Origin of the sequence: Mesorhizobium sp. B2-3-6 (genome assembly GCF_006442305.1) — a bacterium.
Lineage (GTDB): Bacteria > Pseudomonadota > Alphaproteobacteria > Rhizobiales > Rhizobiaceae > Mesorhizobium.
The window spans coordinates 143,305-169,314 of the sequence record NZ_VFVW01000010.1 but is presented as its reverse complement, the minus strand read 5'-3'; the positions used below and the strand labels follow the sequence as shown (position 1 = coordinate 169,314).

Below are 26,010 nucleotides of genomic sequence, written 5' to 3'. Positions count from 1 at the left end.
CCATACTCTCTCTGATACGGACTTGAACGAAATGCTTGAGAAGAACACGAATACCGCGCCCTTCAGCGATCCCAAGGCATGGTTGGCGCAGCACGGCATCAACGAGGTCGAATGCCTGGTGCCCGACATGAACGGCGTGCTGCGCGGCAAGGCGCTGCCGACGGCAAAATTCCTCACGGCGCTGGAAGACCGCGCGCTTTATCTGCCGAGCAGCGCCTTCCTGGTCAGCATAGACGGGCGCTATTCCGGTTCCATCGACGAGGGTTTTGCGTATTCGGACCCCGACATGCGCATGGTGCCCGATGTCTCGACGCTTTGCCTGGCGCCGGGCGCCGGCGCTGGCAAGGCCTACGTCTTCGCCGACGCCTTCCACATGGACGGCCGGCCATGGATGGCCTCGCCGCGCCATGTTCTGCGCGCCGTGCTCGATCTCTACCGGCAGCGCGGCTGGCGGGCGGTAGTGGCGCCGGAGCTCGAATTCTACCTGACCGCGCCCAATCCCGATCCCGACAAGCCGCTGACCGCGCCGACCGGCGGCAATGGCCGCGCCGAGGCCGTGCAGCATCCCTATGACATGGCGGCGCTCGAGGAATATGAACCGGTGGTCCGGCGCGTCTATGACTATGCGGAGGCGGCCGGACTGCCGCTCGATACGCTGATTCATGAATCGGGACCGGGGCAGTTGGAGATCAACTTCCTGCATGGCGACGCGCTGCCGCTGGCCGACAAGGTGCTGCTGTTCAAACGGCTGACGCGCCAGGCCGCCCAGCAAGACGGCATGTATGCGACCTTCATGGCCAAGCCGATCGCCGCACAGGCCGGCAGCTCGATGCATCTGCACATGTCAGTCATCGACGAGGCCGGCAACACGTTGTTTGCCGGCAGCGATGATGCCGATACCGCGATGTTCGGTTATTTCATCGGCGGCCTGCAAAAATACATTCCCGAAATCATGCCGCTGTTCGCGCCCAACGTGAATTCGTTCCGGCGCGTTAGACCGAACCACAGTGCGCCGGCCAACATCGAATGGTCGCATGACAACCGCTCCTGCGGCCTGCGCGTGCCGGCCGGCGGGCGCGCCGCGCGGCGGGTGGAGAACCGGCTGCCGGGTGCCGATTGCAATCCGTATCTGGCGATCGCCGGCTCGCTTCTGGCGGGCTATCTGGGCGTCGAACAGAAGCTGGCGCGCTCGGCGGAAGCATCCGGAAATGCCTACAAGATCAAGAGCACGCTGCCGAAAACGATGGAGGAGGCGCTGGATCGTTTCGAGGCCTGTGAACCGGTGCGCAAACTGCTCGGCGAGGACTTCTTCCAGACCTATTTGCGCGTGAAAAGCGTCGAGCTCGACCTGTTCCAGAGCGTGGTGACGAGCTGGGAACGCGACCACCTGCTCTTGAAGGTGTGATCATGGCATCTTCAACGGGTTTCAATTCCGGTCTCGACATCGGCAAGTCCTACTATGTCGCCACCGCCAATCCGGCGCCGGACCATCCGGCACTTATCGGCGATGTCGAGGCCGACCTGGTGGTCGTCGGCGGCGGCTGCACCGGTCTGTCGGCCGCTCTTCACGCCGCCGAACGCGGCTTGAAGGTGGTGCTGCTGGAAGGCGGCAAGATTGGCTGGGGCGCTTCGGGCCGCAATGGCGGCCAGATGATCCCCGGCCTGCGCAAGGGCGCCAAGGGCCTGGTCAAGCTTTATGGGCCTGAACGGGCAAAGGCGCTGTTCGATCTCGCCTTCGAGGCGCGCAGCCTGGTGCTCGACATTATCGAGCGCCATACGATCGACTGCGATCTCAGGCTGACCGGCCATCTGGTCGGCGCGGTCAACGGCTCCGATCTCAGGGATTTGGAGGAAGAGGCGAAATGCCTCGAGAGCGTGATGAAATTCCGCGACCTCGAGATCCTGTCGGCGGCGCAGGCCCGGGCCAAGGTCGACACGCCCTATCACGGCGCGATGTACGAGCCGCTCGGCGGCCACATGCATCCCTTGAATTACACGCTCGGGCTTGCCCGCGCTGCAAGCGCGGCCGGCGTCGTCATCCACGAGAATTCGGTGGCCGTGCGGCTTGAGCGCGAGCCTTCGATCCGGGTCTCGACGTCAAAAGGATCGGTGCGCGCAAAGCATGTCGTGCTGGCTGGCGACGCGCTGCTCAATGGGCTGGAGCCGCGCGTCAACAGCCGCATCATGCCGGTCGGCAACTACATCGTCGCCACCGAGCCGCTGGAGGGCTCCCGCAACGTCATTCCTGCCAATGTCGCGGTGTCGGACACGCGCTTCGTCGTCAACTATTACCGCATGTCGGCCGACGGTCGCCTGCTGTTCGGCGGCGGCGAGCGCTACACGCCGTCGCCGCCGGCCGATATTGCCGGTTTCGTGCGGCCGCACATGGAAGGCACCTTCCCGCAGCTCAAGGGCTGCCGGATCGACCATGCCTGGGGTGGGCTGGTGTCGGTGACGACGTCGCGACTGCCGCATGTCGGGCACTATGGCGAGGTCTATTACGCGCACGGCTATTCCGGCAAGGGCGTCATCCTGTCGACCCTGTCGGGCAAGCTGCTCGCCGAAGCCATCACCGGCGACGCCTCGCGGCTGGACCTGTTCTCGACGCTGACCCCGATGCCCTTCCCCGGAGGCACGGCGCTGCGCGGGCCGCTCTATGTGCTGGGAATGCTGTGGTATGCGATGAGGGATCGGATGAAGCATTGAGCTCGCGGCCAACCGGCTGATCGTGGCGCTGCATCCAAGCGTGATTCGCCAGCAGGGCAGGAGAGCTGTGGCTGGGTGGTTAAGTTCGCGCAGGCGCTTGACGAAATGCCGGCGCCAAGCGAACCGAGCTACGACATTGCGCGACCTGCACGCGTCGCACCAAGGCGGCGCATGAGGGAAACGGGAGAGCTGACTGACATGGCCGAAGCCTATATCTGCGACTATATCCGCACGCCGATCGGCCGCTTTGGCGGCTCGCTGTCCTCGGTACGCGCCGACGACCTCGGCGCCATTCCGCTGAAGGCACTGATCGAGCGCAATGCCGGCGTCGACTGGCAGGCGGTCGACGACGTTGTCTACGGTTGCGCCAACCAGGCCGGCGAGGACAACCGCAACGTGGCGCGCATGGCGCTGCTGCTGGCCGGCCTGCCGAAGGAAATCCCCGGCTCGACCGTCAACCGCCTGTGCGGCTCGGGCATGGATGCGCTGACCATCGCCGCCCGTGCAATCAAGGCCGGCGAGGCCGAGCTGATGATCGCGGGCGGCGTCGAATCGATGAGCCGGGCGCCCTTCGTCATGCCCAAGGCCGAGACGGCGTTTTCACGCAATGCCGAGATCTACGACACCACGATCGGCTGGCGCTTCGTCAACCCGCTGATGAAGAGTCAGTATGGCGTCGATTCCATGCCGGAGACGGGCGAAAATGTCGCCGAGGATTTTTCGGTTTCCCGCGCGGACCAGGACGCTTTCGCGGTGCGCAGCCAGGACAAGGCCGTCGCCGCGCAGTCCAATGGCCGGCTGGCCAAGGAAATAACCGCGGTGACCATTCCGCAGCGCAAGGGCGATCCGGTTGTCGTCTCGAAGGACGAGCACCCCCGCGCTGGCACCACGATAGAGGCCTTGGCCAAGCTGCCGACGCCGTTCCGGCAAGGCGGCACGGTGACCGCCGGCAATGCCTCGGGCGTCAATGACGGGGCGGCGGCGCTGATCGTCGCTTCGGAAGCGGCGGCCAGGAAATACGGCCTGACGCCGATCGCCCGCATCCTCGGCGGGGCCGCCGTCGGCGTCGCGCCGCGCATCATGGGCATCGGCCCGGCGCCGGCGACGCAAAAACTGTGCGCACGGCTTGGCCTGACGCCAAAACAGTTCGATGTCATCGAGCTCAACGAAGCCTTCGCCTCGCAAGGCATCGCAGTGCTGCGCCAGCTCGGCATCGCGGTGGATGCGCCGCACGTCAACCCGAATGGCGGCGCCATAGCGCTCGGCCACCCCTTGGGCATGTCGGGCGCGCGCATCTCCGGCACGGCGGCGCTGGAGCTGCGCGAACGCGGCGGCCGCTATGCGCTGGCGACCATGTGCATCGGCGTCGGCCAAGGCATCGCCATCGTGCTCGAACGGGTCTGAACAACCGCTCTCCCGGCTAGTCCAGGAGAGTGGATATGATCGATCTGCCAAATTTGACCATGTGGACAAAAGTCCGGACCCGTTCCATAGTTCCTCGTCTGATTTTTAGAACGGCCGGCTCGACACGGCTGTCGAACAGAGGGGACTGCAATGGAAAACCGGAAGAACAAATCTCATTCAACGCGCGAAGGCCTTTCGCGGCGCAACGTGCTGGAGCTGGGCGCGCTTGGCCTGGCCGCCGCGATGCTGCCGGGCGGCGCCTTCGCCAAGGACAAGAAGCTGAAAGTAGCGGCGATCTTCGCCACGCCCATCGAGGAGCCGTGGGACAATCAGATCCATGTCGCTTTGCAGAAGGCCGAGAAGGAACTCGGCATCGAGTATAAATGGTCGGAGAAGGTGCAGACCGCCGACTTCAGCCGCGTCATGCGCGAATATGCACAGGGCGGCTATGAACTGGTGCTGGGCGATGCCTTCGCCGCCGAGCGTGAATCGCGCCGTACCGCCAAGCAGTTCCCGAAGACTGCTTTTCTGTTCGGCTCCGGCGCCGGGCCGGCGGAGCCCAATTTCGGCGTCTTCGACAATTGGATCCACGAGCCCGCCTATCTCTCCGGCATGATCGCCGGCAAGATGTCGAAGTCGGGCACGGTCGGCGCCGTCGCGGCGATGGGCATTCCGGAAGTGAACCGGCTGGTCAACGCCTTCTTCGCCGGCGCCAAGGAGGTCAATCCGAACATCAAGAAGAAGGTCGCCTTCATCGGTTCCTTCTTTGATCCTCCCAAGGCCAAGGAGGCGGCCGTCGCTCAGATCGACGCCGGCGTCGACGTCATCTATGCCGAGCGCTTCGGTGTCATCGAAGCGGCGGTGGAGAAAAAGATCTACGCCATCTCCAATATGTCCGACCAGTCGAGCCTTGGCCCCGACACCGTCATTACCGGCCCGGTCTGGGATATGTATCCCACCGTCGAACAAGCCATAAAACTGGTCAAGGCCGGCGTCTTCACGGCGCAGGACTATGGCGATTTCTCGCGCATGGCCAAGGGCGGTTCTCACCTGGCGCCCTACCATAAGTTCGACAAGACGCTGCCGGCCGAGGTCAAGGACATGGTCGAGAAGAAGAAGGCCGAAATCCTTGAAGGCAATTTCCGCGTCGACGTGGACGAGAACACACCGGTTTCGGATTGAGTTTCTCACCCTCCCGCTTGTAGGGAGGGTCGATCCGCGAAGCGGAGCGGGGTGGGGTCTTCGGCGCCGCACCCCCGTCTTACGATCTTCGCTTCGCTGCGATCGCAAACCAACCCTCCCCACAAGGGGGAGGGTGAAGCAGAGCCATCTCCGCAGGAGCGCCCTTGCCCGCCCCACTCATCGAAATGCACGGCATCACCAAGAGTTTCGGCGCCGTCAAGGCGAACGAAGCCGTCGACCTCAGCGTGGCGCCCGGCGAGATCCTCGGCTTGCTGGGCGAGAACGGCGCCGGCAAGACGACGCTGATGAACGTGCTGTTCGGCGCCTATGCGCCCGACGCCGGCGAGATCCTCATCCAGGGCCGGAAGGTGCGGATCACCAGTTCGGCCGATGCGCTGGCCGCGGGCATCGGCATGGTGCACCAGCATTTTCACCTGGCGCCACGGCTTACGGTGCTGGAAAACCTGCTTATCGGCATACCAGGCAAATCCGGGCGGATCGACCGCGCCGGCGGACTGGCGCGGTTGGCTGAAATCAGCCGCCAGCACGGGCTGACGCTCGATCCCAGCCTGCCGGTCTCGGCGCTGTCTGTCGGCGAGCAGCAACGTCTCGAGATCGTCAAGGCGCTGTTTCGCGGCGCAAAACTGCTGATCCTTGACGAGCCGACCGCGGTGCTGGCGCCGAGCGAAGTCGACGGGCTGTTTTCGGCCTTGCGGTCGATGGCGGCGCAGGGCCTGGGCATCATCTTCATCTCGCACAAGCTCAACGAGGTGCGCGCGCTCACCCATCGCTGCACGGTGCTGCGGCATGGCCGCGTCGCCGGCCGCGTCGACGATCCGGCCAACACCACGTCGGCGGAAATGGCGCGACTGATGTGCGGCCACGAGATCGTGCCGCCGGCCAAGGGGCCGTCGACGCCGGGGGCAGCGGTGCTCACTCTCGACGGCATTTCCACCTCGAGCCATTCGGGCACGCCGCTGCGCGATGTGTCGCTTTCCGTGCGCGCCGGCGAGATCCTCGGCATTGCCGGTGTCTCCGGCAATGGCCAGCGGGCACTGGCGGAGGTGATCTCGGGCGTGCGAGCCCCGGATGCCGGCCTGATGACGATTGCGGGACAGAAAGTGTCTCGCTTCTCGCCGCGCGAGGTGCAGGCGCTGGGCCTTGGCCGCATCCCGGAAGACCGCATGACGACGGGACTGGTCACCAATTTGCCGCTCGCCGATTCCATGGTGCTGCCGCGCATCGGCACCGCCGCTTTCAGCAGCAAGGGCCTGCTCAAGCCGGATGCGATCCGCGCCTTCGCCGAGGCGCAGATCAAGGCCTATGATATCAGATGCCCCGGGCCGATGACGCGCGCCGGCGCCCTGTCCGGCGGCAATCTGCAGAAGGCGCTTTTGGCGCGCGAGCTCGCCTTCGATCCGAAGGTGCTTATCGTCTCGCAGCCGACGCGCGGCCTCGACATCGGAGCCGCCCGCTTCATCCATGAAAAATTCCTCCACATGCGCGCCAAGGGCTGCGGCATCATCGTCATCGGCGAGGATCTGGAAGAGTTGCTCGTGCTCTGCGACCGCATCGCGGTGATGTATGAGGGCCGCATCGCCGGCACGCTTCCCAGCGCCGAGGCGACGATCGCACGGCTGGGGCTGCTGATGACCGGGGCGGAGGGCCATAGCTGATGTTCCGCCTCGAAGTCCGCAGCTCGACGCCAGCCTGGTTCAACCTCGCATTGCCGCTGCTGGCGATCGGTGCCGCGCTGGTGCTGTGCAGCGGCCTGATCGCGCTGGCCGGCGCCGGCGTGCTCGAATCCTACGGCGTTATGTTCACGGCTTCGCTCGGCGACAGCTATGCGATCACCGAAACGCTGGTGCGCGCCGCGCCCATGATCTTCACCGGGCTGGCGGTGGCTGTCGCCTTCCGCGCCAAATTCTGGAACATCGGCGCCGAAGGGCAACTGCTTGCCGGCGCGGTGGCGAGCTGCTTCGTCGGCGCGATTCCGATGCCGGGACCGCTCGCCATGCTTTTGATGGCAGTGGCAGGCGCCGCGGCCGGTGCAGCCGTCGCGCTCGTGCCGGCAACGCTGCGGGTGAAATTCAAGGTCGACGACGTCGTCAGTTCGCTGCTGCTCAATTCGGTCATCTATTACGCGCTGATGGCGCTGATCGAAGGGCCATGGAAGGATAGTTTCAGTGGCTATCCGATCTCGCCTCCGATTGAGGATTCGGCCAATTTTCCGGTGCTGATCGAGGGCACGCGGCTGCATCTCGGCGTCATCGTGGCGCTTATCGCGGCACCGCTGATCTGGTTCCTGATCGTGCGCACCACGCTCGGCTTCCGGATCCGGGTCACCGGCGAAAATCCGGAAGCGGCCAGATATGGCGGCATCAATGTCCAGCGGGTGCTGCTCTCGACGGCGTTGCTGTCCGGTGCGCTAGCCGGGCTCGCCGGCGTCGGCGAGGTTGGCGGCGTGCATTTTCAGGTGATGAGCGACATCTCGCCGGGCTACGGTTATTCCGGCATCGTCGTTGCAATGCTGGCGCGGCTCAACCCGCTCGGCGTGGTGCCGGCGGCAATCTTCCTGGCTGCCGTGATGACCGGCGCCGAGGCGATGTCGCGCGCGACCGGCGTGCCGGCCTTCCTCAGCGATGTCATCCAGGGCACGGCACTGCTTGCCATGCTGGTGGCGCTGCTGTTCACCGCCTATCGCATCCGCCGCGTCGGAGCCGCCCAATGAGCGCGGTGTTCGAACAGATCTTCCAGGTCGGCTTCTTGGCCGCCATCATCCGCATCGCCACGCCCTTGGCTTTCGCCACGCTTGGCGAAATGTTCTCCGAGCGCGCCGGCGTGCTCAATCTCGGCATCGAAGGCATCATGCTGTTGTCGGCAATGGCCGGCTTCACCGCCGCCAGCCTCAGCGGCAACCTGTGGCTGGGCGTCCTGGCGGCGGTGCTGACCGGCATGCTGATGGGGGCGCTGCATGCGCTGTTCACGGTGGCGCTGGGCTTAAGCCAGCATGTCTGCGGCATCGGCGTGACGCTGCTTGCGTCGGGTCTGGCCTATTTCCTCTACCGGCTGATCTTCGGCCAGCAATCGGTGCCGCCGAGCATCAAGGGTTTTCAGACGCTGCCGATCCCGGTCCTCTCCGAGATTCCCGTGCTTGGGCCGGCGGTGTTCAACCAGTTCGCGCTGGTCTACATGGCGATCCTGGCCATCCCGATCGCCGCCTTCGTGCTCTACCGCACGCCATGGGGGCTGTCGGTGCGCATGGTCGGCGAAAACCCGCGCGCCGCCGACTCCGCCGGCGTCAGCGTCATTGTCACCCGCTTCCAGGCGGTCATTCTCGGCGGGGCGCTGATGGGGCTGGCCGGCGCCTTTCTGTCGATGGCGCAGTTCAACGCCTTCACCTTCGGCGTCGTCTCGGGGCGCGGCTGGGTGGCGATCGCCCTGGTCGTGTTCGGCCGCTGGGACCCGTGGCGCTCGGCGGGCGCCGCGCTGCTATTCGCCTTTGTCGATGCCTTGCAGTTGCGCATGCAGGCGAGTGGTCTCGGGCATATTCCCTACGAGGCGTTCCTGATGCTGCCTTTCATCTTCACCATCGTCGCCATGGCGGTGATGTCGCGCAACGCGGTGGCGCCGTCGGCGCTGCTGAAGCCGTTTCGACGGGAAGAACGATAGACGAGTAGGGCTTGGGACGAAGACCCTGGACCTTTGGGACACCTCACATCGCGGTAAAACCATTGTCGACGAACAGATGGGCCCCGTTGACGAAGCTCGATTCGTCGCTGGCGAGGTACAGCGCCGCCTTTGCCACCTCTTCCGGTTCGCCGATCCGCCCCTGCTGCGCAGCCAGCGCCGCGTCGGAGACATCGACGCCGAGCTTGCCCAGATCGGCGACCTCGCGCAGCCCATGCGGTGTGCGGATGAAGCCGGGGCAGACGGCGTTGCAGCGGATGTTGCGGTCGCGGAATTCCACGGCGATGGCGCGCGCGAACATGTGACAGGCGCCCTTGGTGGTGTCATAGAGCACTTCGTTCGGCGTCGCCGCCACCGCCGAGATCGACGAGGTGCAGACGATCGAGCCGCCGCCGGCCGCGATCATGCCGGGCAGCACGGCGCGGGTCATCAGGAACATCGAGCGCACGTTGACGGCATGCAGCCAGTCCCATTCCTGCACGCTGGTCTCCAGGAACGGCTTTATCACGATGGTGCCGGCATGATTGAACAGGACGGTAACCGCGCCGAACTTCTCGGCCGCGCCCTTCACGGCCGCCTCGACCTGCGCCTCGTCGGAAACGTCGGCGACAAAATGCTCCGCGATTTGGCCGCGCGCCCGGATCGCCGCGGCGGTGGCTGCCGCCGCTTCGCCATTGCGGTCGATGATCGCCACCTTTGCGCCTTCCGCCGCGAACAGTTCCGAGGCCGCCCCGCCCATTCCCGTCGCGCCGCCCGAAACGATGGCGACCTTGCCGGCCAGTCTTGCTCCCATTTCCTTGCTCCTCCCAAATGTCCTTTGGACGATCTCGCATTGTCGCTCTGCCGCGATGCTATCCTGCCCGCGCGGGGCGGCCAATGCACGAATGGATCGGCAAGTGAAGTGCCGTCGAGCGCCGGAAGTGAAACCGACGCTGCCATGTCCGTCGATCACGCCGATGCCGCTCTGCAGCAACTCAGCGCCAGTTCTCACGGCGCTGTTAGAAAAAAATTCTGCGCATGGCCGAAAAATAGCAATCGACAAAGTCTACAACTTTTATAGATTAACCGGCGAGACGGAGGTCGACATGTCCTATATGCAGAACACCGAGACCCGCAGCAGCGGCCAGAGGCTGGCCAATGCCCAGAGCTTCCGCCCGGCCTATGCCGGTGCTTTCGCCTATGTCGTCTTTGCCCTTGCGTTCGTGTTCACCGGGGCTGTTGTTCTGGGCCTCATTCCCTGAGCCGTGGTCCGGCCAGACTGACGACCCACCGCCTTCAGGCAATCGGAGTTGAATGAACAGGATCGCGGTGCGCTTTCGCGTGCGCCATTGATTCGTATTTGACCGCATCCGTGATTCCAGAGATGGAGGAGATGGCAATGCCGATCGAATTCACGCATGTGCCCGGCAAGACCCATCCTGCCGATAGCGCAGTTTCCTTTTTCTACGACTTTGCCGAGACGGCGACCAGGCTGGCGCTGATCGAGGATGGCGGTTTCCGCAACCTCGTCGTCGACGATCCGGCCGGCCTGCTGACCAATATGGATCTTGCCGCCCAGGTGCTGGACCGCAGCTCGTCGCTGGAAGTGGTCCTCACCCATTGGGCCGGCGTGGTCGAACCGACCGTGGCGGCGCGGCAACTTGCCTCGATCGACGCCCGCAGCGGCGGCCGCCTGGCGCTCAGGATGATCAGCGAGCCGTTAAGCGACGACGATGCCGAAGCGCGTCCGGTCGGACACGGTGTCCTCTGGCAGCGCATCGACGAATATCTGGTTCTGTTGAAGCGGCTATGGTCGAACGAGCAGCCTTTCGACCATGAAGGCGCGTTCTACAGCATCAAGGGCGGCTATGTTCCGCGCAAGGGGCCTCATGGTGCCGACCTCGTCATCCGCATGGGCGGGCAGTCCGGCACGGCACTGAAAGTGGCCGGCCGGCATGCCGACGTCTTCGAACTGGCGCCCGGTTCGATCGACGATGTCAGGCAGTTGATGGAGCGTGTGCGCAGCGCCGCCGCCGAACATGGCCGGGCCGCCAGACTACGCTTCGCCCTTCCGGTCCGCATCCACCGGGGAATTTCCTCGGCAGGGCACAAGGCGGTCGATGTCTCCGGTCCGCCGGCCCAGGCCGCCCTGTCGCTGCTTGCTTACGCGGCTCTCGGCATCGATGAATTCATGATCGTCGGTGTCGACACGCCGCGCGAGATCGCGACAGTCGGCCGCGAGACGATCGCGCTGCTGCGCAATTCGCTGGCGCGGCGTGAAAGCGGCGAGTTCCAGCATGGGGCTTTCGCGCAGCGCACGGGACTGGAAACACGGGCAACGGGCTGAACTGCGAAAACGAAATTTTTATTTCGGAGTGATCGGTCCCATCACTTGTCGCCCACGGACGAGGTGCTGTCCGTTCGAGTCGATGATCTGCGCGCCTTGCTGCTTTGCGCTACGCTATCAATCCTGATCCTTTAGCGCCTTGCTACCCAGCCGTGACAGGCCTTCAATGACTGCACCAGAATCCGCCAGCACGCCGAAGACGCCGTCTTCGACCGTCACCATGTGAAGGGCCGCCTCATGTGCCCGTCCGTCGCCGCTGGCGCAGGCGTCGGAGATCGTCAGGCACTGGAAGTTGCGGTCGCAGGCTTCGCGCAGCGTCGTGTGCACGCAGACATCCGTCGTGCATCCGCAAAACAGAAGATGCGTGATGCCTCGCGCGCGCAGCACGAGCTCGAAATCCGTATAGGTGAAGGCGCCGTTGCAGGTCTTGTCGACGATGATGTCCTGCGGCGCGACGTCGATCTCCGGAGCGATCTGAAAACCCGGACCCGAACGAAGCAGGATCTCGGTGCCGTCGAGGCCGGCCCGCCTGCGGCGCCATTTCTCGTAAGGCGTCATGTCGGCCATGTCGGCCCGGTAGCCCTGCCTTGTATGGACGATGCTGACGCCCGCCTCGCGGGCAGCGGCGATCAGCCGGCTCACCGCGGGCAGGATCGCTCTCAACGGCGAGGGATCATATCCCTTCCTGGCGAAGTAACCCGTCGTCGACAGGAAATCCTGCTGCAGGTCGATCACGACCAGCGCGGTGTTCTCGGCCACCAGCCTGCCGTCATAGGGAAAGTCGAAGGGTGTCGCCTTGATCATGCGCGGTTTCCTGTTTCAGCGAAGACCTTAGAGCGGTTCATCGCTTCACGGAAACGCTTCCTTGCCTGAAATTCGAAGCGGCATCAGGCGTCACGATGTTTGTTGATGCAAAAACCCAACTTCATTGTTGACTATTAAAGTCATGTTTCATAGTCAACCGGGCACGGTTGCCGAAAACCGGATTGATGACATGCCCGCAGCCGTACTGGAGACGGACCTTGACCGGAACTGACACCCAGACTGCTTTCCACATCGACGCGGTGCGCTTTGCCGTGGGCGAGCGGACGCTGCTCGGTCCGGTTTCGCTCGAATTGCAGTGCGCGCGCGTCTACGGGCTGATCGGCCACAACGGGTCCGGCAAGTCGACGCTGGTCAAGCTTTTGGCGCGCCAGCAGCCGGCAAGCTCTGGCGCCATCACCTTCGCCAGGCGGCCTTTGGCCCAGTGGGGTGCGCGCGAACTGGCGCGGGCGCTTGCCTATCTGCCGCAGACGACGCCGGCGGCGACCAGCTTGACCGTGCGCGAGTTGGCGGCGCTCGGACGTTATCCGTGGCATGGCGCGCTCGGCCGCTTCGGCCAGGACGACAGACGGCATGTCGAGGAAGCGCTGGCCCTGACCGACATGGCCGGCTTTGCCGACCGGCTGGTCGACGAGCTGTCGGGCGGCGAGCGCCAGCGCGCCTGGCTCGCCATGCTGGTGGCGCAGAATGCCGGCGTCATGCTGCTCGATGAGCCTATCTCGGCACTCGACATCTCCCATCAGGTCGAGGTGCTGGGGTTGGTCAGGGATCTCAGCCGCAAGCGCGATCTTTGCGTCGTCGTGGTGCTGCACGATCCCAACATGGCGGCGCGCTATTGCGACGAGCTGATTGCCCTGAAGGACGGCAGGCTGCTGACGCGCGGCACGCCCGGCGAAATCATGCAAGGCGATGTGCTCAAGGGCATTTTCGGAGTGGAGATGGGCGTGTTCGCGCACCCCGTCACAGGCCAGCCCGTCGGCTACGTCCAGTGACGCTTCAGCGCCACGGCGGGGAAGACTGGCGGCTGTGAGAACGAGGAAGAAGACGATGTCGAGAACCGGTTTTCTCGCAGCGCTGTTTGCATCCGCCATGCTGGCGGCCGCCAGCGCGCCGGCGCAGGAGCAGCCGGCAAGCGGCACGCCCGCCACCATTACGGCGCCAGCACCATCGCCGGCCGCGCCCGCCGCTCCCGTGGGAGCCCTAGCGCCTGCACAGCCGCAAGCCGGGGCCGGTACCGCGGCCGAGCCCTCGCCGGCGCTGAGCTTGCCGCACGATTTGTCGCCATGGGGCATGTTCATGGCTGCCGACATCATCGTCAAGGCGGTGATGATCGGGCTGGCCTTCGCCTCGCTCGTCACCTGGACGATATGGCTGGCCAAGTCGCTGGAAGTGCTTGCTGGCAAGCTTGGCGCTCGTCGCGCCGCGCGGGCCATCGGCAATGCCGCGACGCTGAAGCAGGCGAGCCGCGCGCTCGACCGCAACGGCGGCACCGGCGCCCTGCTGGTGCGGGCGGCGGAGGAAGAAGCGGCACTTTCGGCCGGCGCGCTCGACCATGCCGGCGGCGACGGGCTGAAGGAACGGGTCGCCTCGCGCCTGACACGCATCGAGGCGGCGGCGGCGCGACGCATGTCGCGCGGCACCGGCCTGCTGGCGACGATCGGCTCGACCGCGCCTTTCGTCGGTCTGTTCGGCACGGTATGGGGCATCATGAACGCCTTCATCGGCATTTCGCAGGCGCAGACCACCAATCTGGCGGTGGTGGCGCCGGGCATTGCCGAAGCCCTTCTCGCCACCGCAATGGGGCTCGTCGCCGCGATACCGGCCGTCGTCATCTACAACGTCTTTGCGCGCTCGATAGCCGGCTACCGGCAGATCCTCGCCGACGCCTCGGCTGGCGTCGAGCGGCTGGTCAGCCGCGACCTCGATTTCCGCACGGTGGCGCCGGCAACGGCGCTGGCGGCGCAGTAGCGGGGCAAGACCATGGGCAGCCGCATCCGTCAGACCATGGACGACGATCTCGAGGAAAGCCACGAGATCAATGTCACGCCCTTCATCGACGTCATCCTGGTGCTGCTGATCATCTTCATGGTCGCAGCGCCCTTGGCGACGGTGGATGTCAATGTCGACCTGCCGGGCTCGACCGCGACGCCGGCGCCGCGGCCGGAGACGCCGCTGTTCCTGACGTTGAAGGATGACCTCTCGCTAGCGATCGGCAACGACACCGTGCCGCGCCAGGTTTTCGCCGCCACGCTTGACGGCAGGACCAAAGGCGACAAGCAGGCGCGCATCTTCCTTCGCGCCGACAAGGCGGTTGCCTATGGCGACCTGATGGAGGCGATGAACCTGCTGCGCGGCGCCGGCTACCTGAAGATCGCCCTGGTCGGCCTGGAGGCTGCGCACGCCGGCGATGCTCCCGCAGTGGCGCCAAGCGGAGCCGCTGGTCCATGACCGGGCAAGCGGCCGCCTTGCCAACGGTGGAGCTGTCGCGCCTCGGCTGGCGCGACCTCGGCCTGTGGGCGGTTGCGGCCACGCTGGTGCTTGGGGCGCATGTTGCGGTCGCCTATGCGGTGCAGAGCTTCAGCCCGGTCGACCCGGCGGATGGCGGGCCGCCACCGGCGCTGGCGGTCGAGATGGCGCCGATGGTGGTGACGCCGGCCGTGCCCGAGCAGGCCGCCGCTGTGCCCGACCAGGCCGAGCCGGTCGAGGAGACCGAAAAGGCGCCCGAAGCCGAGCCCGAGAAAATGGTCGAGCAAGCGGAGCCCGTTGCCGAGCCGGATGCAACGCCGCCTGACACGACCGAACCGACTGGAACGACGCGGGCTGAGCCGGCCGACCAACCCCCGCTTGAAGAGATCGTCCCTGACATGGTCGAGACGGTCGCGCCTGACGTCGTGGTGCCGCTGCCGCAGCCGAAGCCGGTCGAGACGCCCAGGGAAAAGAAACCCGTCCAGGCCAAGGTGAAAAAGCCCGTCGAGAAGCCCAAGCCGAAGAAGGAGAAGACGGTACCGCCGAAGACGGTAGCCGCCGCGAGCGCGGAGGCAAAGCCCGCCGCCAGGACAGCCGCGCCGAAATCGGCGTCCGGGGCGGCCGGCGTCAGCCCGGCCAAGTGGGAATCGCGGCTGCTGTCATGGATCAAGCGGCATACGCGCTATCCGAGCGCGGCGAAATCGCGACGCTCGCAAGGCAATGCGAACGTCACCTTCACGGTGGACGCCTCAGGCCGGGTGACGTCGGCGCGCATCGTCCGCTCCTCGGGCGATCCCGACCTCGACCGCGCCGCGCTCGCCGTGCTGCAGGGCGCCACCGTGCCGCCACCGCCGCCGGAGCTGGGTTCGCGCGTCAGCCGCACGGCACCATTCGTATTCAGCCTTCGGAACTGATGCATGCCGCCCAAAACTGAACCCGGTTCGGGAGAAACGACGTCCACGGATCAAAGCAAGGTCGAACGGTCGGCCTACCGATAGCTCATCGACTGACACAGAGCCTCGACCTGCTCGAGGTAGAAGCGGCATCTCATGCGCAGGATCCTGAGGTTCGGATCGCCGGTGCCGTTGATCTCGATGGTCTGCATCATGAAGTCGAAATGGGCATGGAAGGCATCCACCGCGCCCCAGAGACTGTCGGCGTGCCAGGTGTCGGCTATCGCCGTGGAAACCAGTTGGCGCGCTTGCAGGCGCGCCGCATCCGGCGATGCCGGCCGGCTGGCGATCAGGGCATGGAGGCGGCTGAAGACATTTTCACCGACATCGGCGCTTTTGATGGCTGCGATCATGTTCATTTGTGGGTTCCCCTCAGGTCGTCGTGCATAAAGGCCGGTTCGGCGGGCTGCGGGCGATCATTGCAGGGATCGCAGCGGCATCGGCCGGCCGGCCTTGGATGATGTTGCCTCTGCGCCCGCGTGCTCCAACCAATCGGCCATCTCGATGCGGTCAAGCCGACAGCGGCCTTCCTCAAGGACGGCAGCAGGCCTTGCCGCGCACGTCCCCGGGGCACGCCACAGAGATGATGGCTGCATCTGGCTATGCCCTCCTCGGCTGGACGCGATTGTCTTTCGCCTGCGTCCTGGGGTGCGTCGAATTGCCGCTGAGCTGCGGATGCCTGGCCGGCCGGGCGCCGCGAAGGACGTCGAAGGCCTCGGCATAAGCCATGCCCAGCAGATAGGAGATCATGGGGAAACGGCTTGCTTCGGCCATCTGCACCAGCTCATTGGCCATCGACGCGATATATTGGAGACTGTCGATCTCGGACTGGCGTAGGGATTGGTTGGCCACTTGCTGCTCCTGTGATGTGGTGGAATTCAGGGGACCCCTCACCGGGCACTCTGAACATAATCAATCGGCTAATTGATCGACCCCGCTGCCGGGCGCGGATTGGTTTCCGGGATAGACAGTGTCAAGGCGTAGATGGGCGCGTCGGTGAGCCGGTCGAGGCCGAGCAGGCGCTTGATCGCCGAGTGGCTGAGCGCCGCGGTCGGGCAGGCCGAGAGGCCGTGCCTGGTCGCTGCAAGCATCATGTTCTGGCCGATATGGCCAGCTTCGATCAGCACGACACGATAAGCGTTGGCGTCCTCATACTTCCACATGGTGCGGTCGAGCCTTGCGCAGAGCAGGACCAGGCAGGGCATGGGGTCCGCCCATTCCTGTCCGCCGACCAGCTCGGAGATTTTCGGCAGGTGGTTCGCCGAAATCCTTTCAAGATCGTGTCCGACAGCCGAGTAGTGATAGACGCCGGGCTCCAGCCCTTCCACTGCCGGCGCGACCACATAGGCTTCGTAGGGGTTTCTCGCGCCGCCGGAAGGGGTCATGCCCAGCGGCAGGGCGCCAACGCAGTTGCTGGTCTCGCCGGTGATACCCATGCCCGCGAACAGGCAGTCGGAAAGCTGTTTCGCGGTGACGGTGGGCGCCGCCGCCGTCCGGTTCGTGCGACGCTGGGCCATCAGGGCAAGGAGTTCATTGTCGTCCAGCGCGTCCGGCAGCCGGATGGCCGCCGCGGAATTCCTGAGCACGAGGTCGGGCTGCACGGTGTGACCGGCGCGTTCGATCTGCCGCGCCTCCGCCTGTTCGATGGTCATGAACTCGCTGTCCTGGACGCAGAAATGCATCAGCGCGGTCGGAATGCCCCAGTTCCATTGTCCCGAGAATTGGCTCTCCTGTTCGGCCAGTTGCGACCCGGCGGTCACCAGTGCGGAAAAATCGAGCAATTGGGGTATGACGGCATCCAGCTCTGATCGCGACCATCCGTGGTCCCGCGCGATCTCCGCGGCGGATGCCCATTTGTCCCAGGATGCGAGAAGACCGATCACCTCGGAACTGCATTCGAAGACGCTTCTGGTCAGGAAATTGCACGCCGTGACCTTGTTGGCGCCGGGGTAGAAGACAAGCGTTTTTGCGGAGCGCATTTTCATGATGCCGAAAGCCGAATGCAGAAATGTCATTGCGAAGGCGAGGCGCCGACGAACAACCGTCGCCGGCGCCTCGGGCAGCTCAGCGCTTGTTGTAGTGCATGCCCTGCGAAAAGAAGACGGTCTGGGTGCCTGCGGCAATCGTCAGCTTCGGAGCAGTGTTCACTTTCTTCGCCATTTTCATCCCTTCCTGACCCCCAAATGGGATCTGTTGAAAAGATCCCCAAAAACGGGATCCACGGGCGGAAGGTAAGATCGAAAGAGTTAATGGTTTGTTAAAATGGTAGTAAAACTGCATTAATCTAAATTATCTTTCTTAACCCTAAAGTACAAAAAATCGATTTTACTCACATACGGAGTAGATGACTGCCGGCATACGCTATTTCCGGATAGAGTTATTCTTATTTAGCGTAAAAAGGGAAGATTCTGACGCGATCAGTCCAGCCCGTCCCGAGCGAGGCTGACCACGAGGTGGTCGAGGCTCGGGTCGTCGAGCTTGACGACGTGCGCCATGCGGATCGCCTGCCGCGGGCCGATGGATACGTCCTGCCGCATGATGACCGACACGAAGGCCGGCCCGGCTTCCGTCAGAAGCATGGCCTTGCCAATCAGTACCGGTTCCGAGATGGGAGCCCACTGCACCGAGATCAGCGATGGTTCACCGGTCTGGCGGCGATTGACGCCGCTGAAGTAGATCCAGTTCAGGCGCGAGATCGCCACGCCGTAATGATTGCCGCGCGCCCGCGCCCATGTCGTTCCCCGGCGCTCCGACCATCCGGTAACCCTTCGGAACGTCACCAGCTCGGCGTCGCGCCGCACGAAGGTCACCGACCGCATCAACAGGTCGGGGCGGGCCGGGATCGAAAAATAGGTGAAGTAGGTGCCGCCCGCGATCGACGGGGCGGGCGGCCGGATCATTTGGTTGAACAGGCTTTCGGAAATCGGTGGCAGGCCGCGAACCGCAGGCTTCGGCGCGCCCGGTTCCCGGTACAATTCGGCTTCGTCGATGCGGAAATAGTCGCAGATCAGCTTGGCTGTCGCTTTGTTCGGAACAGTCTGTCCCTGAAGGTAGCGTTCGAACTGCGTGCGATTGATGCCCAGTTCCCGGCATACCGCGCTTACCGAGGCATGCTCCTTACAGAGCCGTCTGAGATTTGCAGCGAGATACTCGCGAATTGACACGTTTTGCTTCCGCGGGCGGGTTCTTCATATCGACTTCCAAATCCGTATAGCGCCGTCAGCCGCCCCCACCGAAACGCCTTGCTACAACACACAGAAAAAACTGATTTGGTAATGTCACTCTAATGGGGTGGATTCCAAAAAAAATAGCGCGATTCCATAGCGATCACCGCCATAAGTCCAATTGACAGGCGTTTGCCCCGGAAGGCTCTCGCAATCCTTCATGATGGACGGAAAAGGGCGTCAGTGTCGTGACATTTCGCACCGTAGCCACCGACGTGGCTTCGGCTGTTGCAATGCAGCGAAGAGAAGAAAACGACTATCCCGCTGGTGGAGCTGAGGGGGATCGAACCCCTGACCTCGTCATTGCGAACGACGCGCTCTCCCAGCTGAGCTACAGCCCCGTCCAGCGGATGGCGCATTTATCGGGCACGGCAGTTTTCTGTCAAGGCGACGTTTTGCCGAAATCCTGGCGGCCGAAGCCTGCCCTTGCCGGTTTCGCGCGCAATGGCTACATGTCGGCAACAATTGGAGACCGGCATGCTCGCCCTCATTCAAACAATCGTCATGGCGCTCGACCTCTATTGGTGGGTCATCATCATCTCGGCGATCTTTTCCTGGCTCTATGCCTTCAACGTCGTCAACTCGCGCAACCAGTTTGTCGGCAGCATCGGCAACATGCTCTACCGGCTGACCGAACCGGCGCTCAGGCCGATCCGACGTTTCATGCCGGACCTTGGCGGTATCGACATCTCGCCGATCATCCTGCTGCTGATCCTGTTCTTCCTCAGGCAGTTCCTGCTCACCACCGTGGCACCGCTGGTGCTGTGAACCCGATGCTCGCATGAGTGCCCCGTTCCGCATCCGCGAGAACGGCATCGAATTGTTCGTCCGGCTGACACCGAAGTCTTCCATGGACAGGTTCGAAGGCATAGAGAGATCGGCTGATGGGCGAAGCCATTTGAAGGCACGGGTCCGCGCCGTACCCGAAAACGGCGCCGCCAATCAAGCGCTGGAGAAGCTGGCCGCCAAGACTCTTGGAGTGCCGGCCTCGGCCGTTTCGGTTGTCGCCGGCGGCACGGCACGGCTCAAGACGCTGCGCGTGACGGGTGAACCCCAGGTGCTGATGCAGCGCATCGAGGCGCTCAGTGCTTCGGCCTGAAGTTCAATCGCCCAGCGGCAAACGCGGATCGTCGACCTTCAGCGTGTTCACGCTCTGCTTGATGCGGCGCAAATTCTCCAGCACCTTCGGGCCGCGCGTCTCGGCCACCGACGTGACGATCATGTCGACGATCGCCAGCAGCGCATAGCGCGACGATGTCGGCTTGTAGATGTTGCCGTCCTCGAGCGGCTGCAAATGGATGACGGTGTCGGCGGCCCTGGCCAATGCCGAGTCCGGCGCGGTGACGGCGACCGTTGTGGCGCCATATTGCTGCGCGACCTGCACCGCCTCGATGACCGACCGTGCATAGCCGGAAACCGAGAAGGCGACCAGCGTGGTGTCGGGCGTGGCCACGGCGGCGTACATGCGCTGCAATTGCCCGTCGATCTGCGCCAGCACCGGCAGGCCCAGCCTGAACAGCCGGTTCTGCATTTCGGTCGCCATCATCGAGGAAATGCCGCCGGAGCCGACGCACAGCACGTTGCCTGACGTGGCAATGCGCGCGGCGACATCGACCAGCGTCGTCATGTCGAGGTTTTCGCTGGCGCGCTGGATGGCCGATATCGCCGCCTCGGTGATGGCCGATGCGATGCGCTGCTCGCGGGCGTCGCGGCTCAGCGGCTCGGGCGACAGATACTGGCCGCCGATGGCGATCGCCTGCGCCAAGTAGAACTTGAAGTCGCGCAGGCCTTCGCAGCCGAGATTGCGGCAGAAGCGGGTCACCGTCGGCTCGCTGACACCGACGCGCGCGGCGATCTCCGAGATCGCCGCCTTGGAGGCGAAATCGAGATCGGACAGGACCAGGCCCGCCAACCGGCGATCCGACTTGGTGCCGTCCTGCGACATCAGCTGCAACCGGGTGATGATGTCGGCCGGTGTCTTCATGCCGGTGTCTTCACGCTTGTGCTTTCATAGAGGCAGGCCCGTCGCCTTCTCGAAAAGATGGATGTTGCGCGGCTCGACCGAGACCGGCAGGCGGTCGCCGGGCTTCACCTGCATCCGGTCTCGGAAGACGACGCGCACCGTATCGTTGCCGATAGCGCCGTAGACATGGGTTTCGGAGCCCGTCGGCTCGACGACGTCCACTTTGATGGTCATCGCGTCGGCCGCTTCGCCGATGACAAAATGTTCGGGCCGGATGCCGGCCTCCACCGCACCGCCTGTCGGCACCTCTTTGCCGCCAAGCGCAAGCCTTCCGCCGCCGGTCGATTCGAACCAGCTGTTCGTGGCCGTCGTCTTGAGGGACCCGGAAACGAAACTCATCGAGGGCGAGCCGAGAAAGCCGGCGACGAACTTGTTGGCCGGCCGGTCATAGAGCTCCAGCGGCGGCCCGACCTGCTGGATCCGGCCGCGATCCATCACCACGATGCGGTCGGCCATGGTCATGGCCTCGATCTGATCGTGGGTGACGTAGACGACCGTCGATTTCAGTCTCTGGTGCAGCGCCTTGATCTCGGTGCGCATCTGCACCCGCAATTGCGCGTCGAGGTTGGATAGCGGTTCGTCGAACAGGAAGACCGAGGGCTCGCGCACGATGGCGCGGCCCATGGCGACGCGCTGGCGCTGACCGCCCGACAATTGCCGGGGGTAACGGTCGAGATAGGAGAACAGATTGAGGACGCCGGATGCCTTCTTGACCTTGTCCTCGACCGCGGCGCGGTTCTCGCCGCGGATTTTCGGCCCAAAGCCGATATTGTCGGAGGCCTTGAGGTGCGGAAACAGCGCATACGACTGGAAGACCATGGCGATGTTGCGCTGCTGTGGCGGCAGGTCGTTGGCGCGCACGCCGCCAATGACGAGATCGCCCGAGCTTATCGTTTCCAGTCCGGCCAGCATGCGCAGCAAGGTCGACTTGCCGCACCCGGACGGGCCGACCAGCACGACGAATTCGCCGCTCTCGATGTCGAGGTCGATGTTCTCGAGGATGCTGTGCTGGCCGAAAGATTTCGAAAGGTCGCGGAACTGGACGTCGGTCATGGTCACGCTCCCAATATGTCGTCGATGAACGGCAGGCAGCCGGCGGTCAGGCCGGCATCCACCGGCATCACCACGCCCGTTACGCCGGACGCCCGGTCGGAGGCAAGAAACGCCACGGCTTCCGCCACCTCCGAGGCATTGACGATGCGGCCGAGCGGATAGAGCCGCTGGAGCTTGCCGAGAATATCCGGGTTCTTGGCCAGGCGATGGTCCCAGGCGGCGGTACGGATCGATCCCGGACAGACGACATTGGCGCGAACGCCGCTGCGGCCGAGCTCGACGGCGATCGCCTTGGCATAGGCGTTGATACCGGCCTTGGCGGCGGCATAGGCGGGGTTGCCGAAATGGGCGATGGCGTTGACGGAAGAAATGAAGACGACGCTGCCAGAACCGCGCGCCGCCATCGCCTTGACCAGCGGGTCGGCAAAAGTCATCACGCCGGTCAGGTTGAGGTCGACTTCCTGCCCTATCCTGTCGGTCGTCAATGCGCCGAGCGTCTCCGCGCGCGTCCAGCCGGCATTGTTGATCAGGATGTCGGGCACGCCGTCCTTGTCGAGCACGGCCGCGATGGCTGCCTCGACTGAAACCCGGTCGAGAAGGTTGAAGACATGGCGCGAGGCGAGGTGCGGGCTTGCCAGCGCCTCCTCCGATTGATCGCAGCCGACCACCCGCGCGCCTCTTCCGGCCAGCAACGCGACGATCGCTGTGCCAAGGCCGCCGCCGGCGCCCGTGACAACGACAGTGCGGCCTTCGAACTCGGCTTTCGAAACCACGGCGCTTGCTCCTCCGGCAGTTCGAGCGATTCCAGGAAAGTGTATACGATTTTCGGTCCGGAATTGCGTCAAAACAAAGAGTTAGAGTGGTTCTCCGTTTCCGTGAAACGGTGAACTGCTCTAGGCAGATGTCGGCAGGCTAGTGAATGGAATGTAATTAAGCAACACGATAATCTGCTTGCGTGCTGCCAATTCCCCGATAATGTAGGAAAGTCACATAATCCTGCGTCAACATCGGCGTGAGGAGCGCAAAAAGCGCTGAACAAAATGGGAGAGATCGGATGAGCATTGCGAAATGGACTGTCGGCTTGATGGCCGGAATGAGCATGCTGACCTTCGCGGCACAGGCGCAAGCCGGCGAGGTGCGCGTCACCGTCGCCGAATACAGCGCCAAGACCGGCCCCTACTTCGAGGAGGTCAAGAAGGAGTTCGAGGCAAAGAACCCCGGCATCACGGTCAAGTTCGAAGTGGTGCCGTGGGATGTGCTCTTGCAGAAGCTGACCACCGACATCACCGCCGGCACCAATGCGGATCTCTCGATCATCGGCACGCGCTGGCTGATCGATTTCGTGCAGCAGGACGTCGCCGAGCCGCTCGACAGCTACATCACGCCAGACTTCAAGGGCCGCTTCATCGACACGTTCTTGTCGCCCTCGATCATGGACGGCAAGACCTACGGCCTGCCGATCGCCGCTTCGGCGCGCGCCATGTATTACAACAAGGAGCTGTTCGAGAAGGCAGGCATCGCCAAGCCGCCGGCCAATTGGACCGAGCTGCAGGAGGACGCCCGCAAGATCAAGGCGCTGGGGTCCGGCACATTCGGCTTCGGCCTGCAGGGCAAGGAGATCGAGACCGACGTTTATTATTATTATGCGATGTGGTCATACGGCACCGAGATCCTCAACAAGGACGGCACATCGGGCTTGAGCACGCCTGGCGCGCTCGAAGCCGCCAAGCTCTACAAGTCAATGATCGACGAGGGCCTGACGGAGCCTGGCGTCACCTCCAACAACCGTGAGGACGTCCAGAACCTGTTCAAGCAGGGCAAGGTCGGCATGATGATCACCGCACCCTTCCTGTCCAACCAGATCAAGGAAGAGGCGCCGAGCCTGAAATACGGCGTGGCGGCTATACCCGCCGGCCCGACGGGCGCGCGCGGCACCTATGGCGTCACCGATTCCATCATCATGTTCAAGAACTCCAAGAACAAGGACGAGGCCTGGAAACTGCTCGACTTCCTGTTCACCACGGAGCAGCGCGCCAAGTTCACGCAAGGCGAAGGCTTCCTGCCGGTGAACAAGGAAGAGGCCAAGATGGACTATTACGTCAACAATGCCGACCTCGCCGCCTTCACCGCGCTGTTGCCCGACGCCCGCTTCGCGCCGGTCATCCCGGGCTGGGAAGAGATCGCCCAGATCACCTCGGACGCGATCCAGAAGATATATCTCGGCGGCGACCCGGAGGCAGGTTTGAAGGATGCTGCGGCGAAGGCCAACGCCGTGCTGAAGAAATAGGGCGTATCTCCCTGCGCCCGTGGCGCGCCCCACTCAGGCGGGGCGCGCCACATCTTTGGTCTCCCGATCCGAAATCCGCATAAGCAGAACCTTCCGATCCCGTGCGCCGAGGTTGCAGGCCAGCCGATGCAAAATCGCTTCTTGCCCTATCTGCTGACCTTGCCCAGCCTGTTCCTGGCGGCAATCGTGATCTTCTGGCCGGTCTGGGACCTGATCCAGATCGCCACGCATGACGTCAACCGTTTCGGCCAGCTGCGCGAATTCAGCGGCCTTGCCAATTTCGCCGCCCTCACCGCCGATCCCGATTTCGTCGCCGCACTGTGGCGCACGGGGATATGGACCGTGCTGGTGGTTGGCGGCGCGCTGCTTCTGTCGATCCCGGTCGCGATCATCCTCAACACCGATTTTTACGGCCGCGGCCTTGCCCGCGTCATCATCATGCTGCCCTGGGCGGTCTCGCTGACCATGACGGCGGTGGTCTGGCGCTGGGCGCTGAGCGGCGAAAGCGGCATGCTGAATTCGGCGCTGCTCGGCCTCGGCCTGATCGATCACAATGTCCAATGGCTGGCCAGCGCCGAGACGGCGTTCCCGATGCAGGTGCTGATCGGCATATTGGTGACGGTGCCGTTCACCACGACGATCTTCCTTGGCGGCCTGTCTTCGATTCCGGACGATCTCTACGAGGCCGCTGCGCTCGAAGGAGCGACGCCGGCACAGCAGTTCCGCGAAATCACCTTTCCGCTCCTGAAACCGTTCATCAACATCGCCATCGTGCTCAACACCATCTACGTCTTCAATTCCTTCCCGATCATCTGGGTAATGACGCAGGGCGGGCCGGCCAACTCGACCGACATCCTGGTCACCCACCTCTACAAGCTTGCCTTCCGCATCGGCAAACTGGGGGAGGCTTCCGCCGTGTCGCTGGTGATGTTCGCCATATTGCTGGTCTTCACCATGATCTATGTGCGCCTCGCCATGCGGGAGCAGCACGCATGAGGAGCAAGCTGAAGCGTACCGTCATCGCCTGGCTGCTGCTGGCGCCTTTGATCGTGGTGACGGTCTTCCCCTTCGCGGTGATGTTCCTGACCGCGGTCAAGCCGCGGCAGGAGGTGCTGTCGCCGACATGGTGGCCGAGCGAATTCCGCTGGTCGAATTTTGCCGACATGTGGGTGGCGACCGGCTTCGGCCGGGCGCTCGCCAATTCGCTCTATGTCTCGGTGATCGCCACCGTCGGCGCCATCCTGATCTCCGTGCCGGCGGCCTATGCCATGTCGCGCTTTCGTTTTGCCGGCTATGGCGCCTTCCGCCAGTTCCTGCTGATCTCGCAGATGATCTCGCCGATCGTGCTGGTGCTGGGCCTGTTCCGGTTGATGGCCGCCTGGGGGCTGGTCGAATCGACGACCGCGCTCGGCTTCATCTACATGGCCTTCAACGTCGCCTTCACCGTGTGGATGCTGCAGAGCTATTTCGACACCATCCCGCGCGATCTCGAGGAGGCGGCCTGGATGGAAGGCGCCGGCCGCTGGCTGACGCTGCGCAAAGTGTTCCTGCCGCTCTGCCTGCCGGCCATTGCCGTCACCGCCATCTTCACCTTCATCAACGCCTGGAACGAATTCGTCGTGGCGCTCACCATGCTGCGCAGCCAGGAGAGCTACACGCTGCCGATCCAGGTGTTCTCGCTGGTCGCCGGGCGCTACACCATCGAATGGCATCACGTCATGGCCGCCACGCTGCTGGCGACGTTGCCAGTGGCGATCCTGTTCATCTGGCTGCAGCGGTACCTCGTGCGGGGGCTGGCGCTCGGGGCCGTCAAATAGCAATTCCATTGAAAAAGTGTGTGGCGGTTTTCCGTCCGGAATTGCGAGAGCGAAGAG

General features: G+C 64.0%; 27 protein-coding genes and 1 tRNA gene. 18 read left to right on the top strand and 10 right to left on the bottom strand.

Going from position 1 to position 26,010, the window contains the following annotated elements:
- Nucleotides 1-31: 31 nt before the first annotated feature.
- The 7 genes from FJ953_RS26405 to FJ953_RS26375 all read left to right on the top strand — a co-directional run bounded on the left by FJ953_RS26405 (nucleotide 32) and on the right by FJ953_RS26375 (nucleotide 8,964).
- Entirely contained in the window at nucleotides 32-1,405 is a 1,374-nt protein-coding gene (locus FJ953_RS26405; RefSeq protein WP_140524685.1) for a glutamine synthetase family protein, read from the top strand.
- 2 nt (nucleotides 1,406-1,407) lie between these two features.
- Entirely contained in the window at nucleotides 1,408-2,706 is a 1,299-nt protein-coding gene (locus tag FJ953_RS26400) for an FAD-binding oxidoreductase (RefSeq protein WP_181165198.1), read from the top strand.
- 198 nt (nucleotides 2,707-2,904) lie between these two features.
- Nucleotides 2,905-4,110: a 3-oxoadipyl-CoA thiolase gene (pcaF, locus tag FJ953_RS26395; RefSeq protein WP_140554814.1), complete on the top strand. Its 1,206-nt coding sequence runs from the start codon at nucleotides 2,905-2,907 to the stop codon at nucleotides 4,108-4,110.
- Between the two features lie 150 nt (nucleotides 4,111-4,260).
- On the top strand, nucleotides 4,261-5,292 hold the full coding sequence (locus tag FJ953_RS26390) for a BMP family protein (protein ID WP_140625395.1): 1,032 nt from the start codon (nucleotides 4,261-4,263) through the stop codon (nucleotides 5,290-5,292).
- Nucleotides 5,293-5,456: 164 nt separating this feature from the next.
- On the top strand, nucleotides 5,457-6,968 hold the full coding sequence (locus FJ953_RS26385) for an ABC transporter ATP-binding protein (RefSeq protein WP_140625394.1): 1,512 nt from the start codon (nucleotides 5,457-5,459) through the stop codon (nucleotides 6,966-6,968).
- Nucleotides 6,968-8,023, top strand: coding sequence for an ABC transporter permease (locus FJ953_RS26380; RefSeq protein ID WP_140513979.1), 1,056 nt, complete (start codon nucleotides 6,968-6,970; stop codon nucleotides 8,021-8,023). The genes FJ953_RS26385 and FJ953_RS26380 overlap by 1 nt, the downstream gene beginning before the upstream one ends.
- Nucleotides 8,020-8,964, top strand: coding sequence for an ABC transporter permease (locus tag FJ953_RS26375; RefSeq protein ID WP_140524643.1), 945 nt, complete (start codon nucleotides 8,020-8,022; stop codon nucleotides 8,962-8,964). The genes FJ953_RS26380 and FJ953_RS26375 overlap by 4 nt, the downstream gene beginning before the upstream one ends.
- Nucleotides 8,965-9,007: 43 nt before the next feature.
- Here FJ953_RS26375 and FJ953_RS26370 read toward each other — a convergent pair whose 3' ends face one another.
- A complete protein-coding gene (locus tag FJ953_RS26370) occupies nucleotides 9,008-9,775 on the bottom strand; it encodes an SDR family oxidoreductase (RefSeq protein ID WP_140492551.1) in 768 nt (255 codons plus the stop codon).
- 292 nt (nucleotides 9,776-10,067) lie between these two features.
- Here FJ953_RS26370 and FJ953_RS26365 point away from each other — a divergent pair, with 292 nt between their 5' ends.
- Nucleotides 10,068-10,223, top strand: a complete 156-nt coding sequence (locus FJ953_RS26365; RefSeq protein WP_140492547.1) for a hypothetical protein — start codon at nucleotides 10,068-10,070, stop codon at nucleotides 10,221-10,223.
- A 137-nt stretch (nucleotides 10,224-10,360) separates the two neighbouring features.
- Nucleotides 10,361-11,308, top strand: a complete 948-nt coding sequence (locus FJ953_RS26360) for an LLM class flavin-dependent oxidoreductase (protein ID WP_140563928.1) — start codon at nucleotides 10,361-10,363, stop codon at nucleotides 11,306-11,308.
- Nucleotides 11,309-11,425: 117 nt separating this feature from the next.
- Here FJ953_RS26360 and FJ953_RS26355 read toward each other — a convergent pair whose 3' ends face one another.
- Entirely contained in the window at nucleotides 11,426-12,112 is a 687-nt protein-coding gene (locus FJ953_RS26355; RefSeq protein ID WP_140625393.1) for an isochorismatase family cysteine hydrolase, read from the bottom strand.
- Between the two features lie 218 nt (nucleotides 12,113-12,330).
- On the opposite strand from FJ953_RS26355, the gene FJ953_RS26350 reads away from it, so the two are divergent.
- The 4 genes from FJ953_RS26350 to FJ953_RS26335 are packed head-to-tail and all read left to right on the top strand — an operon-like array spanning nucleotide 12,331 to nucleotide 15,510.
- A complete protein-coding gene (locus tag FJ953_RS26350) occupies nucleotides 12,331-13,122 on the top strand; it encodes an ATP-binding cassette domain-containing protein (protein WP_224704352.1) in 792 nt (263 codons plus the stop codon).
- Between the two features lie 55 nt (nucleotides 13,123-13,177).
- A complete protein-coding gene (gene exbB, locus FJ953_RS26345; RefSeq protein ID WP_140625392.1) occupies nucleotides 13,178-14,098 on the top strand; it encodes a tonB-system energizer ExbB in 921 nt (306 codons plus the stop codon).
- A 12-nt stretch (nucleotides 14,099-14,110) separates the two neighbouring features.
- Nucleotides 14,111-14,578, top strand: coding sequence for a TonB system transport protein ExbD (gene exbD / locus FJ953_RS26340; protein ID WP_140524638.1), 468 nt, complete (start codon nucleotides 14,111-14,113; stop codon nucleotides 14,576-14,578).
- Complete coding sequence (locus tag FJ953_RS26335) at nucleotides 14,575-15,510, top strand: energy transducer TonB (RefSeq protein ID WP_140625391.1); 936 nt, start codon at nucleotides 14,575-14,577, stop codon at nucleotides 15,508-15,510. Before exbD ends, FJ953_RS26335 begins: the two co-directional genes overlap by 4 nt.
- Before the next feature lie 74 nt (nucleotides 15,511-15,584).
- Here FJ953_RS26335 and FJ953_RS26330 read toward each other — a convergent pair whose 3' ends face one another.
- The 5 genes from FJ953_RS26330 to FJ953_RS26305 all read right to left on the bottom strand — a co-directional run bounded on the left by FJ953_RS26330 (nucleotide 15,585) and on the right by FJ953_RS26305 (nucleotide 19,114).
- Nucleotides 15,585-15,908, bottom strand: a complete 324-nt coding sequence (locus FJ953_RS26330; RefSeq protein WP_140625390.1) for a hypothetical protein — start codon at nucleotides 15,906-15,908, stop codon at nucleotides 15,585-15,587.
- Nucleotides 15,909-16,149: 241 nt separating this feature from the next.
- Nucleotides 16,150-16,401 (bottom strand): hypothetical protein, encoded by a 252-nt coding sequence (locus FJ953_RS26325; RefSeq protein ID WP_140625389.1) that lies wholly within the window; start codon nucleotides 16,399-16,401, stop codon nucleotides 16,150-16,152.
- Between the two features lie 68 nt (nucleotides 16,402-16,469).
- On the bottom strand, nucleotides 16,470-17,564 hold the full coding sequence (locus FJ953_RS26320) for a SagB/ThcOx family dehydrogenase (RefSeq protein ID WP_246674902.1): 1,095 nt from the start codon (nucleotides 17,562-17,564) through the stop codon (nucleotides 16,470-16,472).
- Between the two features lie 402 nt (nucleotides 17,565-17,966).
- A complete protein-coding gene (locus tag FJ953_RS26310; protein WP_140492521.1) occupies nucleotides 17,967-18,713 on the bottom strand; it encodes a helix-turn-helix transcriptional regulator in 747 nt (248 codons plus the stop codon).
- Between the two features lie 325 nt (nucleotides 18,714-19,038).
- A tRNA-Ala gene (locus tag FJ953_RS26305) sits at nucleotides 19,039-19,114 on the bottom strand.
- A gap of 136 nt (nucleotides 19,115-19,250) precedes the next feature.
- Between FJ953_RS26305 and FJ953_RS26300 the strand changes: the two genes are divergently transcribed.
- On the top strand, nucleotides 19,251-19,541 hold the full coding sequence (locus tag FJ953_RS26300) for a YggT family protein (RefSeq protein WP_140492518.1): 291 nt from the start codon (nucleotides 19,251-19,253) through the stop codon (nucleotides 19,539-19,541).
- A 13-nt stretch (nucleotides 19,542-19,554) separates the two neighbouring features.
- Entirely contained in the window at nucleotides 19,555-19,872 is a 318-nt protein-coding gene (locus tag FJ953_RS26295) for a DUF167 family protein (protein WP_140554805.1), read from the top strand.
- Between the two features lie 3 nt (nucleotides 19,873-19,875).
- Here the strand turns inward: FJ953_RS26295 and FJ953_RS26290 are convergent, their stop codons facing one another.
- From FJ953_RS26290 to FJ953_RS26280, 3 genes are read right to left on the bottom strand one after another with little or no spacing between them, the layout of a single operon-like run.
- A complete protein-coding gene (locus FJ953_RS26290; protein ID WP_140492512.1) occupies nucleotides 19,876-20,757 on the bottom strand; it encodes a MurR/RpiR family transcriptional regulator in 882 nt (293 codons plus the stop codon).
- A gap of 24 nt (nucleotides 20,758-20,781) precedes the next feature.
- A complete protein-coding gene (ugpC, locus tag FJ953_RS26285) occupies nucleotides 20,782-21,849 on the bottom strand; it encodes a sn-glycerol-3-phosphate ABC transporter ATP-binding protein UgpC (RefSeq protein WP_140625388.1) in 1,068 nt (355 codons plus the stop codon).
- Nucleotides 21,850-21,851: 2 nt separating this feature from the next.
- Complete coding sequence (locus FJ953_RS26280; RefSeq protein ID WP_140625387.1) at nucleotides 21,852-22,622, bottom strand: SDR family oxidoreductase; 771 nt, start codon at nucleotides 22,620-22,622, stop codon at nucleotides 21,852-21,854.
- 281 nt (nucleotides 22,623-22,903) lie between these two features.
- Here FJ953_RS26280 and FJ953_RS26275 point away from each other — a divergent pair, with 281 nt between their 5' ends.
- From FJ953_RS26275 to FJ953_RS26265, 3 genes are all read left to right on the top strand, one after another.
- Nucleotides 22,904-24,136 carry a sugar ABC transporter substrate-binding protein gene (locus FJ953_RS26275; RefSeq protein WP_140625386.1) on the top strand — a complete coding sequence of 411 codons (1,233 nt, stop codon included), beginning with the start codon at nucleotides 22,904-22,906 and terminating at the stop codon, nucleotides 24,134-24,136.
- A 126-nt stretch (nucleotides 24,137-24,262) separates the two neighbouring features.
- The gene (locus FJ953_RS26270) at nucleotides 24,263-25,132 is read left to right on the top strand and encodes a sugar ABC transporter permease (RefSeq protein WP_140625385.1); all 870 of its coding nucleotides are present in this window, start codon (nucleotides 24,263-24,265) and stop codon (nucleotides 25,130-25,132) included.
- Nucleotides 25,129-25,953 carry a carbohydrate ABC transporter permease gene (locus FJ953_RS26265; protein WP_140554800.1) on the top strand — a complete coding sequence of 275 codons (825 nt, stop codon included), beginning with the start codon at nucleotides 25,129-25,131 and terminating at the stop codon, nucleotides 25,951-25,953. The genes FJ953_RS26270 and FJ953_RS26265 overlap by 4 nt, the downstream gene beginning before the upstream one ends.
- The last annotated feature ends 57 nt before the right edge of the window (nucleotides 25,954-26,010 follow it).